Origin of the sequence: Mycolicibacterium aubagnense (genome assembly GCF_010730955.1) — a bacterium.
Classification (GTDB): Bacteria; Actinomycetota; Actinomycetes; order Mycobacteriales; family Mycobacteriaceae; genus Mycobacterium; species Mycobacterium aubagnense.
In genome coordinates, this window is the sequence record NZ_AP022577.1 from 4528433 (window position 1) to 4542419 (window position 13987).

Here is a 13987-nt window from a genome sequence, read left to right on the forward strand (position 1 = left end):
TTCCGCGGCCGGCGCGGATTTTCGTGCACAAATCCCGGGGCGGTGAACGTGATGCGGATGGCGGCCGCCGACGCCCAGAGCTTCTGGATGTCGGCGAAAATCCCGAACGACGCGTTTCTGCTGTATGGCTTTGACGGCGTGCCGGCCGATCTGGAGCAGGCCCTGGCAGTGGTACGTCGCAATGTGACTGCGTGCCCAGAGTTGTTGGTGCGCATCGACGATTCGAACGCTTGGCGCTATCCGTGCTGGGTGCCGTATGACGCCACTGCGGATTGGTTCGTCGTGCACGAACTCGACGACACGTCATGGTCCCGATGCCTGGAAGCAATCGGCGCGCTGGCCGACGACCAACTCGATGCCACGGTGCGGCCGTGGCGGCTGCACGTGTTCGCCGGCGTCGAGGGCGCGCCGGGGGCCACGCGGCCGGGCACGGTTGCCGTCGTGCAGATGTCGCACGCCCTGGCGGACGGCAGACGGTCGGCGGCGCTCGCGGCCCGGATGTTCGGCCGGGATGAGCCGGTGCCCGAGGTGTTCCCACGGCGGTTGGGAGCGTGGGCGTTGCCATATCTGGCGCTGCGGGCCGGCGCCGCTCACCGCCAGTTGATGCGCGACACGGAATCGGGTGTTGTTGCCGCGCCCGCAGATTCGTGGCCCGCGCAACAGACCAACGATCGGCCCGAGCCGCCGTATGCGCTGCGGACGGTGGTCCGTCGGCGTGCGGAACTGCCCGGACCGACGGTGACGGTCGGTGTGCTGGCGGCCATCGGGGAAGCGCTGTCGGCTGAGCTGGGCGGCGTCACCGCACTCGGGGCCGAGGTGCCCATGGCCAAACCCGGGGTGCGCCACGCCAACAACCACTTCGGCAACGTCGGTGTGGCGCTGCACCCGCGGCTGCCGTTCCATGAGCGGGCGGTCCGGATCGAGGCGGAACTCGCCGCGCGGCGTCAGCGTTTCGAGCATTCCGCGGTCGTGGCCGCCGATGCCGCCACCGCGGCGGTGCCGCCGCGATTGTTGCGTTGGGGTACCGCGCAATTCGATGTGCACGCACGGTCAGCGACGGTTGCCGGCAACACGGTGGTCTCCAGCGTCAACCGGGGTCCGGCCGATCTGACGTTCGGTGGTTGCCCGGTGGTGATGACCGCCGGGTTTCCGGCGCTCTCCCCGATGATGGGGCTGACGCATGGCGTGCACGGCATCGGAGACTCCGTGACGATCAGCGTGCACGCCTCACCGTCGGCCTTACCGGATGTCGATTCGTATGTCGAACGGTTGTCAGCGGTTCTGGACGCCGGGGACTAAATTCATCGCGTGACTGCTTACGACTTCTCGATCCTGCTGCTGCGGGTGGTGCTCGGCCTGACCATGGCTGCACATGGCTACAACAAGTTCTTCGGTGGCGGCCGCATCCCGGGTACCGCCGGCTGGTTCGACAGCATCGGCATGAAGCCGGGCATGCTGCACGCCCGGCTGGCCGCCAGCACTGAACTCCTGGCCGGCCTCGGCCTGGCGGTCGGTCTGCTGACCCCGATCCCTGCCGCCGGCTTCGTGGCGCTGATGGTGGTGGCCGCCTGGACCGTGCACCGCGACAACGGCTTCTTCATCGTGAAGTCGGGCTGGGAGTACAACCTGGTGCTGGGCGTCGCAGCGGTGGCCATCGCGGGCACCGGCGCGGGCCGCTACAGCCTGGACTGCCTGCTGTTCCATCGCAGCGGCTTCTACCACCTGCTGCACGGCTGGTGCGGGCTGGCCATCGCCGTGGTGCTGGGCCTGGCCGGCGGCATCGGGCAACTGCTGATCTTCTTCCGCCCGCCTGTCAAGGTCTGACTGACCGCAAGATCAACTACGGGATCTGATTCCGTCAGACTAGAACGCGTTCTAGTCTGACGGGCATGGGCTTTCTCAAACAGGACACCCCGGTCATCGACTTCGCGGAGTGGAGCAAGGGCACCCGCGCGCAGAAGATCGCCCCGATGGCCCGGCACTGGGCCGAGACGGGCTTCGGCACGCCGGTGGCGCTGCACCTGTTCTACGTCGTCAAGATCGGCTTGTACATCCTGGGGGGCTGGCTTATCGCGTTGTCCACCAAGGGGATCGACGGTTTCACGAACGTCGCGGCATGGTGTACAGAGCCGATCGTCTTCGAGAAGGTCGTGCTCTACACCATGTTGTTCGAGGTCGTCGGTCTCGGCTGCGGGTTCGGGCCGCTCAACAACCGCTTCTTCCCGCCCATGGGTTCGATCCTCTACTGGCTGCGGCCGAAGACCATTCGTCTGCCACCGTGGCCCGGCCGCATCCCGCTGACACGTGGTGATGCCCGGACCCCCATTGACGTGCTGCTCTACGGCGCGCTGCTGGTCCTGCTCGTCGTCGCCCTCTGCTCCGACGGCACCGGCCCGGTACCGGGATTGCACACCGGGGTCGGCGTACTCCCCATGTGGCAGATCTGGGCAATTCTGGGCGTGCTCGCCCTGGCCGGCCTGCGCGACAAGGTGATCTTCCTGGCCGCCCGCGGCGAAGTGTACGGCTCCTTCACCGTCGCCTTCCTCTTCGCCGGTTACGGCGTCGACTTGATCATCGCCGCGAAACTGGTGTGCATGGTGATCTGGCTGGGCGCCGCGACCTCGAAGCTCAACCATCACTTCCCGTTCGTCATCTCCACGATGATGAGCAACAACCCGGTGTTGCGGCCCAAGTTCCTCAAGCGGGCGTTCTTCGAACACTTCCCGGACGACCTCCGCCCCGGCCGCCCGTCCCGGTTCATGGCGCACTTCAGCACCGTCATCGAGGGCGCGGTGCCGCTGGTCCTCTTCTTCAGCCACGGCGGCTGGCCGACGTATATCGCCGCGTTCGTCATGCTGTGCTTCCATTTCGGCATCCTGTCGGCGATCCCGATGGGCGTGCCGCTGGAATGGAACGTCTTCATGATGTTCTGCGTCGTGACCTTGTTCGTCGGACACGCCGACATCGGCATCATGGACCTCACATCACCGTGGCCCGTCGTGCTGTTCGCGGTCGTCGCGGGCACGGTGGTGATCGGAAACCTGTTCCCGCGCAAGGTGTCTTTCCTGCCGGGCATGCGGTACTACGCCGGCAACTGGGATACCTCGCTGTGGTGCCTCAAGCCGTCGGCGTCGGAGAAGATCGAGAAGAACATCGTCGCGATCGCCAGCATGCCCGCGACCCAGATGGAGCGGTATTACGGCAGCCCGGAGAACGCGCAGATGTACCTGTACATGGGGTACGCGTTCCGGGCGTTCAACACTCACGGCAAGGCGCTGTTCACGCTCGCGCACCGCGCCATGGCCGGGCAGAACGAGGACGACTACACCTTGACCGACGGAGAGCGGATCGTCTCGACCGCCATCGGCTGGAACTTCGGCGACGGCCACATGTCCAACGAACAACTGGTCGCCGCACTGCAGGCGCGCTGCCACTTCGAGCCCGGCGAGGTGCGGATCGTCATGCTCGACGCGCAGCCCATCCATCGGCAGACACAGCAGTACCGCCTGGTCGACGCCGCCACCGGCGAGTTCGAGCGCGGCCACGTCAAGGTAAAGGACATGGTCACGCGACAGCCGTGGGCCGACGACGTGCCGGTCTACGACGTCACTAGCGCATGACGTCGCGGACTTTGACGTTCTCCATGCCGGCGAACAGCAAGCTGTTCGCAATGTCGAGGTGTTTGCGCCAATGGGCCTCGGCGGCGGCGCCGTTGCCGGACCGGATGAGCGTCATCAGCCGCTTGTGGGAGCGCATCACGATGTCGTAATCGGCTTTGGACAGCGGCCGGTTCTCCCGCATCGCGAACGCGGTGTGCCGCACGGTGATCTCCTGCAGCATGCCCGTGATGATGGTCAGCGTCGCGTTACCGGAGAGCTCGACCATTCGTCGGTAGAAATCGCCTGTCGTCTCGGCCATTCGGCCGGATTCGTACCCGGACGGAACGTACTCGGCCAGCATGGTGTCCAGCTCGTCGAACGCCGCGGTGTTCCCCGATTCGGCCAGGAGCCGCACCGCGATCGGCGCGATGGCCGACCATGCGGTCATCACATCGGCGATGGTCGCGCCGGACAGCTCCAGCAGCAGACCCGCTGGGCGGGCGACGATCTCCGGCCCGGGCACGCGGACGCGGGCGCCGGTGCGCGAGCCGCGTCGTACCTCCACCAGGCGCTCGGATTCCAGCACGCGAACGGCTTCGCGCAGGGTCGGGCGGCTGACCCCGAAATGCGCCATCAGCTCGGCCTCGTTGGGCAGGAAGTCGCCTTCCTTGAGCTGGCCGTCGACGACCATGCGGCGCAAGGTGCCGGCCACCAGTTCCGCGGTTTTGGGGGAGCGGATGGGGCCGCTGGCCGAGGATGGCACAGTACGTGGGTCGATCATCGGCGACAACGGCGGAGTCTGCGCCATCTATGGCCCTCCTTGAACCGAATGTGCTGGCCTCGTGTTAGGCAACTCAGTAAACCATGTGGAACAGCGTTAGCTGTTCATTCGTCAAATGGTGTCCGCCTACCAACTAGTAGGTTGACCTAGTAAACCTACTGTTCTATCTTCACAGATAGGGCGCCTTTACGGGTGTCAATACCGTGTCGATATTCAACGTTGAAGGAGAAGTCCGTGGCTGAAGCAGTCATCGTCGAGGCGGTCCGGTCGCCCATCGGGAAGCGCAACGGCGCCTTGTCGGGTGTGCATCCGGCCGAGCTGTCCGCTCAGGTGCTCAATGGGTTGGTGCAGCGTGCCGGCCTCGACCCCGCGCTCGTCGACGACGTCATCTGGGGCTGCGTCATGCAGGCCGGTGAGCAGGCCCTCGACATCGCCCGCACCGCGGTGCTGACCGCCGGCTGGCCCGAGACCGTCCCCGGTGTCACCGTCGACCGCCAGTGCGGCTCCAGTCAGCAGTCGGTCCACTTCGCCGCCGCCGGCGTGGTCGCCGGCCACTACGACATCGTCGTCGCCGGTGGTGTCGAGTCGATGTCGCGCACGCCGATGGGATCGTCGCTCGCCAATGGTGGCCACCCCTACCCGGAGGCCTTCCGCGCCCGCTACGACCAGACGCCGAACCAGGGCACCGGCGCCGAGATGATGGCCGAGAAGTGGGGCCTGTCGCGCACCCAGCTCGACGAGTTCTCGCTGCGGTCGCACGAAAAGGCCGCTGCCGCACAGGATGCCGGCGCTTTCAAGGACCAGATCGTGGCCATCAAGGACCAGGACGGCAATATCGTCTCCGAAGACGGTGGCATCCGGCGCGGCGGCACCGTCGAGTCCATGGCCGCCATCAAGCCGGCCTTCAAGGAAGACGGTGTCATCCACGCCGGTAACTCCTCGCAGATCTCCGACGGCTCGGCCGCGCTGCTGATCATGTCCGCCGAGAAGGCAAAAGAGTTGGGGCTCAAGCCTCTTGCCCGTCTGCACACCGGCGTCCTCGCTGGCGCCGACCCGGTGATGATGCTGAGCGCCCCCATTCCCGCCACGCAGAAAGCGCTGGCCAAATCCGGCCTGAGCGTGAACGACATCGGCGTGTTCGAGGTCAACGAGGCCTTTGCGCCGGTCCCGATGGCCTGGCTCAAGGACATCGGCGCCGACGAGAACAAGCTGAACCCGAACGGCGGCGCCATCGCCCTCGGTCACCCGCTCGGCGGCTCGGGCGCCCGCATCATGACCACCCTGCTATACCACATGCGGGACAACGGAATTCAGTACGGCTTCCAGACCATGTGTGAGGGTGGCGGCCAGGCCAACGCGACCATCCTGGAGCTGTTGTGACTTTGGTTTCCGTCGAGCCCGGCGCGCTGTCGGAACGGCGCGGCAACGTCCTGTTGATCACGATTAACCGGCCGGAAGCACGTAATGCCGTCAACCAGGCCGTCAGCATCGGTGTCGGCGACGCGCTGCAGGCCGCCCAGGACGACCCCGAGATCCGGGCCGTGGTGATCACCGGCTCCGGCGACAAATCGTTCTGTGCCGGTGCGGATCTCAAGGCGCTGTCGCGCGGCGAGAACCTCTTCCACCCGGACCACACCGACTGGGGTTTCGCCGGTTACGTCAGTCACTTCATCGACAAGCCCACCATCGCGGCGGTCAACGGCACCGCGCTGGGTGGCGGCACCGAACTGGCGTTGGCCAGCGACCTCGTGGTCGCCGAGCAGAGCGCGAAATTCGGCCTGCCGGAAGTGAAGCGGGGGCTGATCGCCGGAGCGGGCGGCGTGTTCCGGATCGTCGAGCAACTGCCGCGCAAGGTGGCACTGGAGCTGATGTTCACCGGCGAGCCCATGACGTCGGCCGACGCGTTGCGCTGGGGTCTGATCAATCAGGTGGTGCCCGACGGCACCGTTGTCGATGCGGCATTGGCGCTGGCGGAACGGATCACGTCCAACGCGCCGCTGGCCGTACAGGCCAGCAAGCGGGTGGCGTACGGGGCCGACGACGGCGTGGTGACCGGCGAGAAGGACGGCTGGAAGCGCACCAACCGCGAGTTCGTCACGCTGCTGCAGTCCGAGGACGCCAAAGAAGGCCCGCTGGCGTTCGCGCAGAAACGTCAGCCTGTATGGAAAGCCAAGTGACGGAGAAGGAATCGTGAAGCGGACAGTATTCGAAGCGGAGCATGAGGCGCTCCGGGAATCCACCCGGCAATACATCGAGCGTGAGCTCGTCCCCAACGCCGAGAAGTGGGAAGAACAGCGCATGGTCGACCGGTCGGCGTTCGTCGCCGCCGGCAAGTACGGCCTGATCGGGTTCAACATGCCCGAGGAGTTCGGTGGTGGCGGGTCCGACGACTTCCGGTTCAACGCCGTCATCGACGAGGAGCTGGCCCGCTACGGTGGCCCGGCGCCGTCGCTGAGCCTCCAGAACGACGTCGTCGCACCGTATTTCAAGCACCTCGCCAACGACGAGCAGAAGGCGCGATGGATGCCCGGTATCGCCAGCGGTGAGCTGATCCTCGCCGTCGCGATGACCGAGCCCGGCGCCGGCAGCGACCTCGCGGGCATCCGCACGTCGGCCGTGCGCGATGGCGACGACTGGATCATCAACGGCTCCAAGACATTCATCTCGTCGGGCATCAACTGCGACCTGGTCGTGGTGGTGTGTCGCACCAATCCCGAAGCCGGGCACAAGGGCTTCACGCTGCTGGTCGTCGAGCGCGGCATGGAAGGCTTCGAGCGGGGCCGCAAGCTCGACAAGATGGGTCTGCACGCGCAGGACACCTCGGAGCTGCACTTCGAGAACGTCCGGGTGCCGCAGGCGAACCTGCTCGGCCAGGAAGGCCGCGGCTTCTACCACCTGATGCAGAACCTGCCGTCCGAGCGGCTCGGCATCGCGATCTCGGCGATCGCCGGCGCGCGCGAATCCTGGCGTCAGACACTGCAATACGCCAAGGACCGCAAGGCCTTCGGGCAGCCGATCGGCAGCTTCCAGCACAACCGGTTCCTGCTGGCCGAGATGGACACCGAACTCGACGTATGCGAGCGGTACATCGACCGGTGCTTGGAGGGCGTGCTCGACGGCGACCTGTCGGCGGTTGAGGCGGCCAAAGCCAAGTGGTTCTGCACCGAGACCGCCAAGAAGGTCATCGACGGCTGCGTGCAGCTGCACGGCGGCTACGGCTACATGATGGAGTACCGCGTGGCCCGCGACTACTGCGATGCCCGCATCCAGACGATCTTCGGTGGCACCACCGAGATCATGAAGGACATCATCGGCCGCGACCTGGGTCTCTGAGCCCCGCCAAAGCCAATCGGCGCCCCCGCACAACGTGGTGCAGGGGCGCCGATTTCTTTGACCTGGTTGGCTACCGCGCGGCCGACGTGGTGGTCGGGGCCGCCGAAGACGTAGCCGACGACTCGGCGGCGCTCGGAGCCGCGGAGGTCGACGTGGTCGTGGTGGCCGACGTGGTCGTGGTGGAGGACGTCGAGGTCTCGCTGCCCGCGGCGGTGACCGGGGTCGGGGCCGTCGCCATGTCCAGCACGGTGTCGATCACGTAGATGCGGGCGTTGCTCGCCTCGATGGCGCCGCAGACCAGCTTGGCAGTGTCGTTGATCTTGATGTCGCCGCCGTCGCCGGTCACCTTGATCTGGGTGCCCTGCTGCGTCGGGCGCTGGCCCTTGACGGTGTCATTGCCCAGTACGCCGAGGAACACGTGGTAGTAGTCCAGGTTGGTCAGCGCGGCCGGGTCGGCCTTCAGGGACTCGAGCTTGGCCGGGTCCAGCGCCGCGAAGGCGTCGTTGGTGGGCGCGAAGACCACGTACGGGCCGTTGTCCAGCACGCTGTTGATGTTCACGGCGGGGTTGAGGCCACCGGACACCGCCGAGTTGAAGGTGCTGATCGACGGAATGGCGGCCAGGACGGCGCTCACCGGCTTGTTGACCAACGTCTGCAGGGCGGGCATGCCGGCCCGGACCTTGTCGCAGCCGGGGCCCTGCGGGTCCACCGTCTTGTTGGTCGGCGGCGGCAGCGGCGGCGGGTCTGCGTAGGCGGACACTGCGAGCGGCAGTGATGCCGTCAACGCGGCGACGGCCGCGGTTACGCCCAGAAATCGGCTGGTGCGAGTCTTCATATTCGGCTCCTCAGCTGTTCACGACGCGCACGCAGTCCGGCGGGGATATCACCATCCGGGGCGTGACGCCTGTCGAATGGTAATGGCTGGCGCTGTGAAACAGCAAAATCAGCTACCGGCGGTCCGTATTGGTCACGCGGTTCTGACCTGGACTTTTGGGATACTGAAGCACAGCATCGCGGCGACCGCGCACAACCCTGCGGCCAGTTGAAAGGCCAGGTCATAGTTACCTTGCAGGTCGCGTAGCCAGCCGGCGCCGGCCGCTGCGAGCGCGGCGCCCACTTGATGCGCGGCAAACACCCAACCGAACACCACGGGGGACCGATCGCCGAAGTAGTCGCGGCACAGCGCGATCGTGGGCGGCACCGTGGCAACCCAGTCCAGGCCGTAGAAGACGATGAACACCCACGTGCCCGGGTCGGCGTGCGGAGAAAGCAGCGAAGGCAGCAGCATGAGCGAAATCCCGCGTCCGACGTAGTACACGGTGAGCAGAAGCCGCGGATCGACCCGGTCGGTGAGCCAGCCAGAACAGACCGTGCCGGCCACGTCGAGCACGCCGATGGTGGCCAGCAGGCCGGCGGCGACCGTCGTCGGCATGCCGTGGTCGCCCGCCGCGGGGATGAAGTGGGTGCCGATCAGTCCATTGGTCGTCATCCCACAGATCGCAAAGCTGCCCGCCAGCAGCCAGAACACCGGCACCCGCGCGCCGAGCACGAGCCCGTCGAGCGCCGACCGGAAGCCATTGGTCGGCGCCGCGGTTGGTGCAGGCGGGTGGTGCCGCATGACGACGAGGACGGGCGCGATGACCGCGAATGCGGCGGCGGCAACGATCAGGCACGCCCACCGCCAACCGTGACGGGTGGCGACCTCGGCGACCACCGGCAGGAAGATCAGTTGCCCGGTCGCGCTGGCGGCGGTCAGCACGCCCGTCACCAAGCCACGGCGTTCATCGAACCAGCGAGTCGCTACCGTCGCCACGAACCCCATCGAGATGCAGCCGGTGCCGACGCCGACCAGTACGCCCCAGCACGCCACCAACTGCCAGCCGGACGTCATCCGAACCGACAGCGCAGAACCGGCGGTGATCAAACCCAGCGCCACCGTCAGCACCGGCCTGACCCCGAATCGGTCCATCAGCGCGGCGGCGAAGGGAGCGGTGACTCCGAACAGCGTCATGTTGACCGACATCGCGAGGCCCACGGTCGCGTGCGACCAGCCGAACTCGTGGTGCAGCGGGTCCATCAGGACGCCGGGCACTGCACGGAAACCTGCGGCGGACAGGATGGCCAGGAAGCTGACCGCAGCCACCGCCCACGCAGTACGGGTCGGCGCCGCTGTCGTCGAGGTGAGCGTCACCGCATCACTGTGGCCGGTGGCGCGTGCGGGAAACCAGTGGCAGGACCGACACGAACCGCACAGATTGCGCCACGCTCTCGGCCGGACGGGCACGCGATCTAACATGTGCCGCATGTCAGGACCGTTGATTCTTCCCATTCAGGGCCATGCCCCGCAGCTGCACGACGAGTCGTGGGTCGCGCCGACCGCATCGGTGCTCGGCCAGGTCACGCTCGCCGCGCGGGCCAGCATCTGGTACGGCACAACGCTGCGTGCGGAATTCGAGCCCATCGAGATCGGCGAAGGCTCCAACATCCAGGATGGCTGCACCGTGCACGTCGACCCGGGCTTCCCGGTAAAGGTCGGTGCCGGTGTCAGTGTTGGGCACAACGCGGTGCTGCACGGCTGCACCGTCGAGGACGGCGCCCTCGTCGGCATGGGCGCCATCGTGCTCAACGGCGCGCGGATCGGCGCCGGTTCGCTGGTGGCGGCCGGAACCGTTGTGCCGCAGGGGTTTGTGGTGCCGCCGGGGATGATGATCGCCGGAGTGCCGGGCAAGATTCGGCGTGAGCTGACCGAAGACGAGATCAAACACAACCGCATCAATGGCGAGGTCTACGAGCACCTGCTGACCCTGCACCGCGGCTAGGGATTTGTGCACGACTTTCCGCGGCACCCGCGGAAAATCGTGCACAAATCACAGCGGGTGGGCGATTTCGTCGGCCCGCATCCGGGCCACGCTCCACGCGATGGCGGTCAGGACTGCCGGCACCAGCCCTGACACCAGGAAAATCCATTGCATGCCAACAATTTTCGACAACGGTCCGGCGATCGCGTAGGACACCGGGAGAAACACCAACGAGACGAAGAAGTCGAGGCTCGACACTCGGCCCAGCATCTCGGTCGGTACTCGCCGCTGCAGCAGCGTTCCCCAGATCACCATGCTCGCGCCGTCGCCGATACCGACGAGGAACGCCGCGGCCAACATCAGCGGAAACGACCAGGTGCTGCCGACCACGATCAGCGGCAGGGCGCCCAGACCCCAGATCGCCATCATCGCCGTCAGATAGCGCCGCGGCAGGCGGGTGGACGAAACCGTCAGTGCGCCAATGGCACTGCCGATCCCGAACCCGGCCATGATGAAGCCGTAGGCGCGCGGGCCGTCGGTGAAGCGTTGCTCGGCGATGAAGGGCACCAGCACCTCGATCGGTCCCAGTACCACCAGCACGTACACGCTCGCGACCAGTAGCGTCCACAACAGCCATGGGGTACGGGTCATGAACCGGAAACCGTCACGCAGATCGTGCAATACGTGCTTGCTGTCCGCCGGCTCGTCAGCGCCCGCGACGGCAGCCGGTCGGGTCGCCACCAGCAGGACCAGGCCAACCGCGAACAACGCCGCAACGGTCGTCGCACCGATCCACGGGAATGTCAGCCCGACCAGCACACCCGCGGCGGCCGGGCCGATCGCCTGCTGCAGTACCGGGCGTACGGTGCCCTCGATGCCGTTGGCTGCCAACAGTTGTTCGGCCGGCAACAGCCGAGGGAGCAGCGCGCTGTACGCCGGGAAGAAGAACGCGGCGGCGATACCGAGGCACGTCGCTGCCACCGCCATGTGCCAAATGCGCAGCGCCCCAGTCGAACTGAGGACAGCGACGGCCGTCACCGCGGCGAGGTTGACGGTCTCGACGGTGATGATGATGTTGCGTCGGTTCAGCCGGTCGGCCGCGATGCCACCGACCAACACGAAGCACACCAGGCCGGTACCAAGGCAGGTCGCCACCAGGGACAGCGCGGCCGGATCGTTGTCCAGCGCGATGACCTGCAGCGCGGCCACGACCGTCCACATGCCCTCGGCGAAGATGGACAGTGAGACGGCCGCGATGAGCAGGCGGTATTCGCGGAAACGCAGGGGCGCGAAGACCCGCCAGCGGTCAGTGGTCCGCGGTTCGGGCGTTTCGACGTCGAACTGGGGACTCACAAATCCATGGTCCCGCGCCCGTCAAGCGATTTGTGCACGTTTTTCCGCGGCGAGCGCGGAAAAACGTGCACAAATCACCAGTTAGACGTCGGAGTAGACCGGCAGCCGGCGCTGCTGGAACGACGCCACGCCCTCCCGGAAGTCGGCGGCGTGCAAAAGCTGGATCTGCCCGGCGGCTTCGCGGGCGAACGCGTTGTTCAGCTCGGTCAGGGTGGCGTCGTTGACGGCCTGCTTGGTCTTGCGCAAGGCCACGGCCGGGCCGGACGTGAGCACCGTGAGCACGCGGTCCACTTCTGCGTCGAGGTCGTCTGCCGCATGCACCGAGCTGACCAGTCCGGCGGCGTATGCCTCGGCGGCGGGGAGTTTCTCGGCGAGCAGCGCCATCCGCATGGCCCGGGCCCGGCCGATCGACGCGGCGACCAGAGCCGAGGCGCCGCCGTCGGGCATCAGCCCGATCTTCGTGAAGGCCAGCAGGAAGGATGACTTCTCAGAGGCCAGGACGATGTCGCACCCGAGCGCCAGGGACACCCCGACTCCGGCGGCGACGCCGTGCACCACCGCGACTGCGGGCTTGGGCAGGTTCACCAGTGCCGCGACGGCCCGGTTGGCCGCATTCAAGACCGCTGCCGCGTCGAATTTGGCGTCCTGGTCCTCGGCGCTCAGGCCCGCGCCGGAGCAGAAGCCCCGACCGGCGCCGCCGAGGCGGACCACCTTGACCTCGGGGTCGGTCGCGGCCCGGAGCACCGCATCGCCGAGGAGTTCGAGCATTCCCAGCGACAGCGAGTTCAGCGTGTCCGGCCGGTTGAGCGTCACGGACAACACGCCGTCGGCCAGAGCGACGGTCAGATCGTCGGATCCGGTGTAAGTCATTCAGTACCCCAGTTTCACGGGCGGGCCAGATGCCCGCACTAGACAGACTTCGTTATACAAGTAAGCTATGTCGCGGTCAATAGAACTGGGCTCGAACCGATCGACCAAGAGGTGCATTGAGATGGCTGGACCACTGCAGGGACTACGCGTTGTCGAGTTGGCCGGAATCGGCCCCGGACCACACGCGGCGATGATCCTGGGCGACTTGGGTGCTGACGTGGTGCGGGTGGACCGGCCCAACAAGGCCGCCGGCGTTCCCATGCCGGCCCGCGACACGATGCTGCGCAACCGCCGGTCGGTGTCCGTCGACATGAAGAGCGACGAGGGCCGCGAACTGGTCCTGAAGCTGATCGCCAAGGCCGACGTCCTCATCGAAGGCTTCCGGCCCGGCGTCACCGAGCGTCTGGGCCTGGGCCCGCAGGACTGCGCCAAGGTCAACGAGAAGCTGGTCTATGCGCGGATGACCGGCTGGGGCCAGACCGGCCCGCGCGCACTGCAGGCCGGCCACGACATCAACTACATCTCACTGAACGGTCTGCTGCATGCCGTCGGCCGCAAGGGTGAGCGCCCGGTCCCGCCGCTGAACCTCGCCGGTGACTTCGGCGGCGGCTCGATGTTCCTGCTGGTCGGCATCCTGTCCGCGCTGTGGGAACGGCAGACCTCCGGTAAGGGCCAGGTGGTCGACGCCGCGATGGTCGACGGTTCCAGCGTGCTGACGCAGATGATGTGGAGCTTCCGCAGCCAGGGCATGTGGAGTGACGAGCGCGGCACCAACATGCTCGACACCGGTGCGCCGTACTACGACACCTACGAGACCGCCGACGGCAAGTACATGGCGGTCGGCGCGATCGAGCCGCAGTTCTACGCCGAGCTGCTGGCCAAGCTGGAGCTGGACCCCGCGGCCCTGCCGGCGCAGCAGGACGTGAGCCGCTGGCCCGAACTGCGCGACATCTTCACCACCGCCTTCAAGGCGCAGACGCGCGACCACTGGGCCAAGGTGTTCGCCGGTTCCGACGCCTGTACCACACCGGTGCTGAGCTTCGCCGAGGTCGAGACCGAACCGCACATCACCGAGCGCGGCACGTTCTTCCGGTTCCCGGACGGGGGCGACAACCTCGAGCCCATGCCGGCCCCGCGGTTCTCCCGCAGCGTGCCGACCACGCCGACGCCGCCCCGCGCGCCCGGTGCCGACACCGAGTCGGTCCTGCGCGACTGGGCCTGAGGCCCCGGCGGGCGCCACAGATTTCCGTAAC

At 66.9% G+C, this 13987-nt stretch carries 13 protein-coding genes; 8 read left to right on the top strand and 5 right to left on the bottom strand.

Annotation, left to right across the window (positions count from 1 at the left end):
* The first annotated feature begins 57 nt into the window (after positions 1-57).
* From G6N59_RS21725 to G6N59_RS21735, 3 genes are all read left to right on the top strand, one after another.
* Positions 58-1299, top strand: coding sequence for a WS/DGAT domain-containing protein (locus G6N59_RS21725; RefSeq protein WP_138228945.1), 1242 nt, complete (start codon positions 58-60; stop codon positions 1297-1299).
* Positions 1300-1308: 9 nt separating this feature from the next.
* Complete coding sequence (locus tag G6N59_RS21730; protein ID WP_138228898.1) at positions 1309-1824, top strand: DoxX family protein; 516 nt, start codon at positions 1309-1311, stop codon at positions 1822-1824.
* Positions 1825-1889: 65 nt separating this feature from the next.
* Positions 1890-3620 carry a DUF3556 domain-containing protein gene (locus G6N59_RS21735; protein ID WP_138228899.1) on the top strand — a complete coding sequence of 577 codons (1731 nt, stop codon included), beginning with the start codon at positions 1890-1892 and terminating at the stop codon, positions 3618-3620.
* Here G6N59_RS21735 and G6N59_RS21740 read toward each other — a convergent pair.
* Positions 3610-4407: a FadR/GntR family transcriptional regulator gene (locus G6N59_RS21740; RefSeq protein ID WP_138228900.1), complete on the bottom strand. Its 798-nt coding sequence runs from the start codon at positions 4405-4407 to the stop codon at positions 3610-3612. The genes G6N59_RS21735 and G6N59_RS21740 overlap by 11 nt on opposite strands.
* Positions 4408-4614: 207 nt before the next feature.
* Here G6N59_RS21740 and G6N59_RS21745 point away from each other — a divergent pair, with 207 nt between their 5' ends.
* Genes G6N59_RS21745 through G6N59_RS21755 form a run of 3 tightly spaced genes read left to right on the top strand, consistent with a single transcriptional unit; the run spans position 4615 to position 7713 of the window.
* Positions 4615-5760 carry a thiolase family protein gene (locus G6N59_RS21745; RefSeq protein WP_138228901.1) on the top strand — a complete coding sequence of 382 codons (1146 nt, stop codon included), beginning with the start codon at positions 4615-4617 and terminating at the stop codon, positions 5758-5760.
* Positions 5757-6557 carry a crotonase/enoyl-CoA hydratase family protein gene (locus G6N59_RS21750; protein WP_179970224.1) on the top strand — a complete coding sequence of 267 codons (801 nt, stop codon included), beginning with the start codon at positions 5757-5759 and terminating at the stop codon, positions 6555-6557. Before G6N59_RS21745 ends, G6N59_RS21750 begins: the two co-directional genes overlap by 4 nt.
* 13 nt (positions 6558-6570) lie before the next feature.
* Positions 6571-7713 (top strand): acyl-CoA dehydrogenase family protein, encoded by a 1143-nt coding sequence (locus G6N59_RS21755; RefSeq protein ID WP_020099264.1) that lies wholly within the window; start codon positions 6571-6573, stop codon positions 7711-7713.
* A 70-nt stretch (positions 7714-7783) separates the two neighbouring features.
* Here G6N59_RS21755 and G6N59_RS21760 read toward each other — a convergent pair whose 3' ends face one another.
* Together G6N59_RS21760 and G6N59_RS21765 are read right to left on the bottom strand one after the other, a co-directional pair.
* Positions 7784-8548, bottom strand: coding sequence for a fasciclin domain-containing protein (locus G6N59_RS21760; protein ID WP_138228902.1), 765 nt, complete (start codon positions 8546-8548; stop codon positions 7784-7786).
* A 132-nt stretch (positions 8549-8680) separates the two neighbouring features.
* Positions 8681-9904, bottom strand: coding sequence for an MFS transporter (locus tag G6N59_RS21765; RefSeq protein WP_138228903.1), 1224 nt, complete (start codon positions 9902-9904; stop codon positions 8681-8683).
* A 112-nt stretch (positions 9905-10016) separates the two neighbouring features.
* On the opposite strand from G6N59_RS21765, the gene G6N59_RS21770 reads away from it, so the two are divergent.
* A complete protein-coding gene (locus G6N59_RS21770; RefSeq protein ID WP_138228904.1) occupies positions 10017-10532 on the top strand; it encodes a gamma carbonic anhydrase family protein in 516 nt (171 codons plus the stop codon).
* A 48-nt stretch (positions 10533-10580) separates the two neighbouring features.
* Here the strand turns inward: G6N59_RS21770 and tet(V) are convergent, their stop codons facing one another.
* Both tet(V) and G6N59_RS21780 read right to left on the bottom strand, forming a co-directional pair.
* Positions 10581-11864, bottom strand: a complete 1284-nt coding sequence (tet(V), locus tag G6N59_RS21775) for a tetracycline efflux MFS transporter Tet(V) (RefSeq protein WP_138228905.1) — start codon at positions 11862-11864, stop codon at positions 10581-10583.
* Positions 11865-11945: 81 nt separating this feature from the next.
* A complete protein-coding gene (locus tag G6N59_RS21780) occupies positions 11946-12734 on the bottom strand; it encodes an enoyl-CoA hydratase (protein ID WP_138228906.1) in 789 nt (262 codons plus the stop codon).
* Positions 12735-12855: 121 nt separating this feature from the next.
* On the opposite strand from G6N59_RS21780, the gene G6N59_RS21785 reads away from it, so the two are divergent.
* A complete protein-coding gene (locus tag G6N59_RS21785; RefSeq protein WP_138228907.1) occupies positions 12856-13956 on the top strand; it encodes a CaiB/BaiF CoA transferase family protein in 1101 nt (366 codons plus the stop codon).
* The last annotated feature ends 31 nt before the right edge of the window (positions 13957-13987 follow it).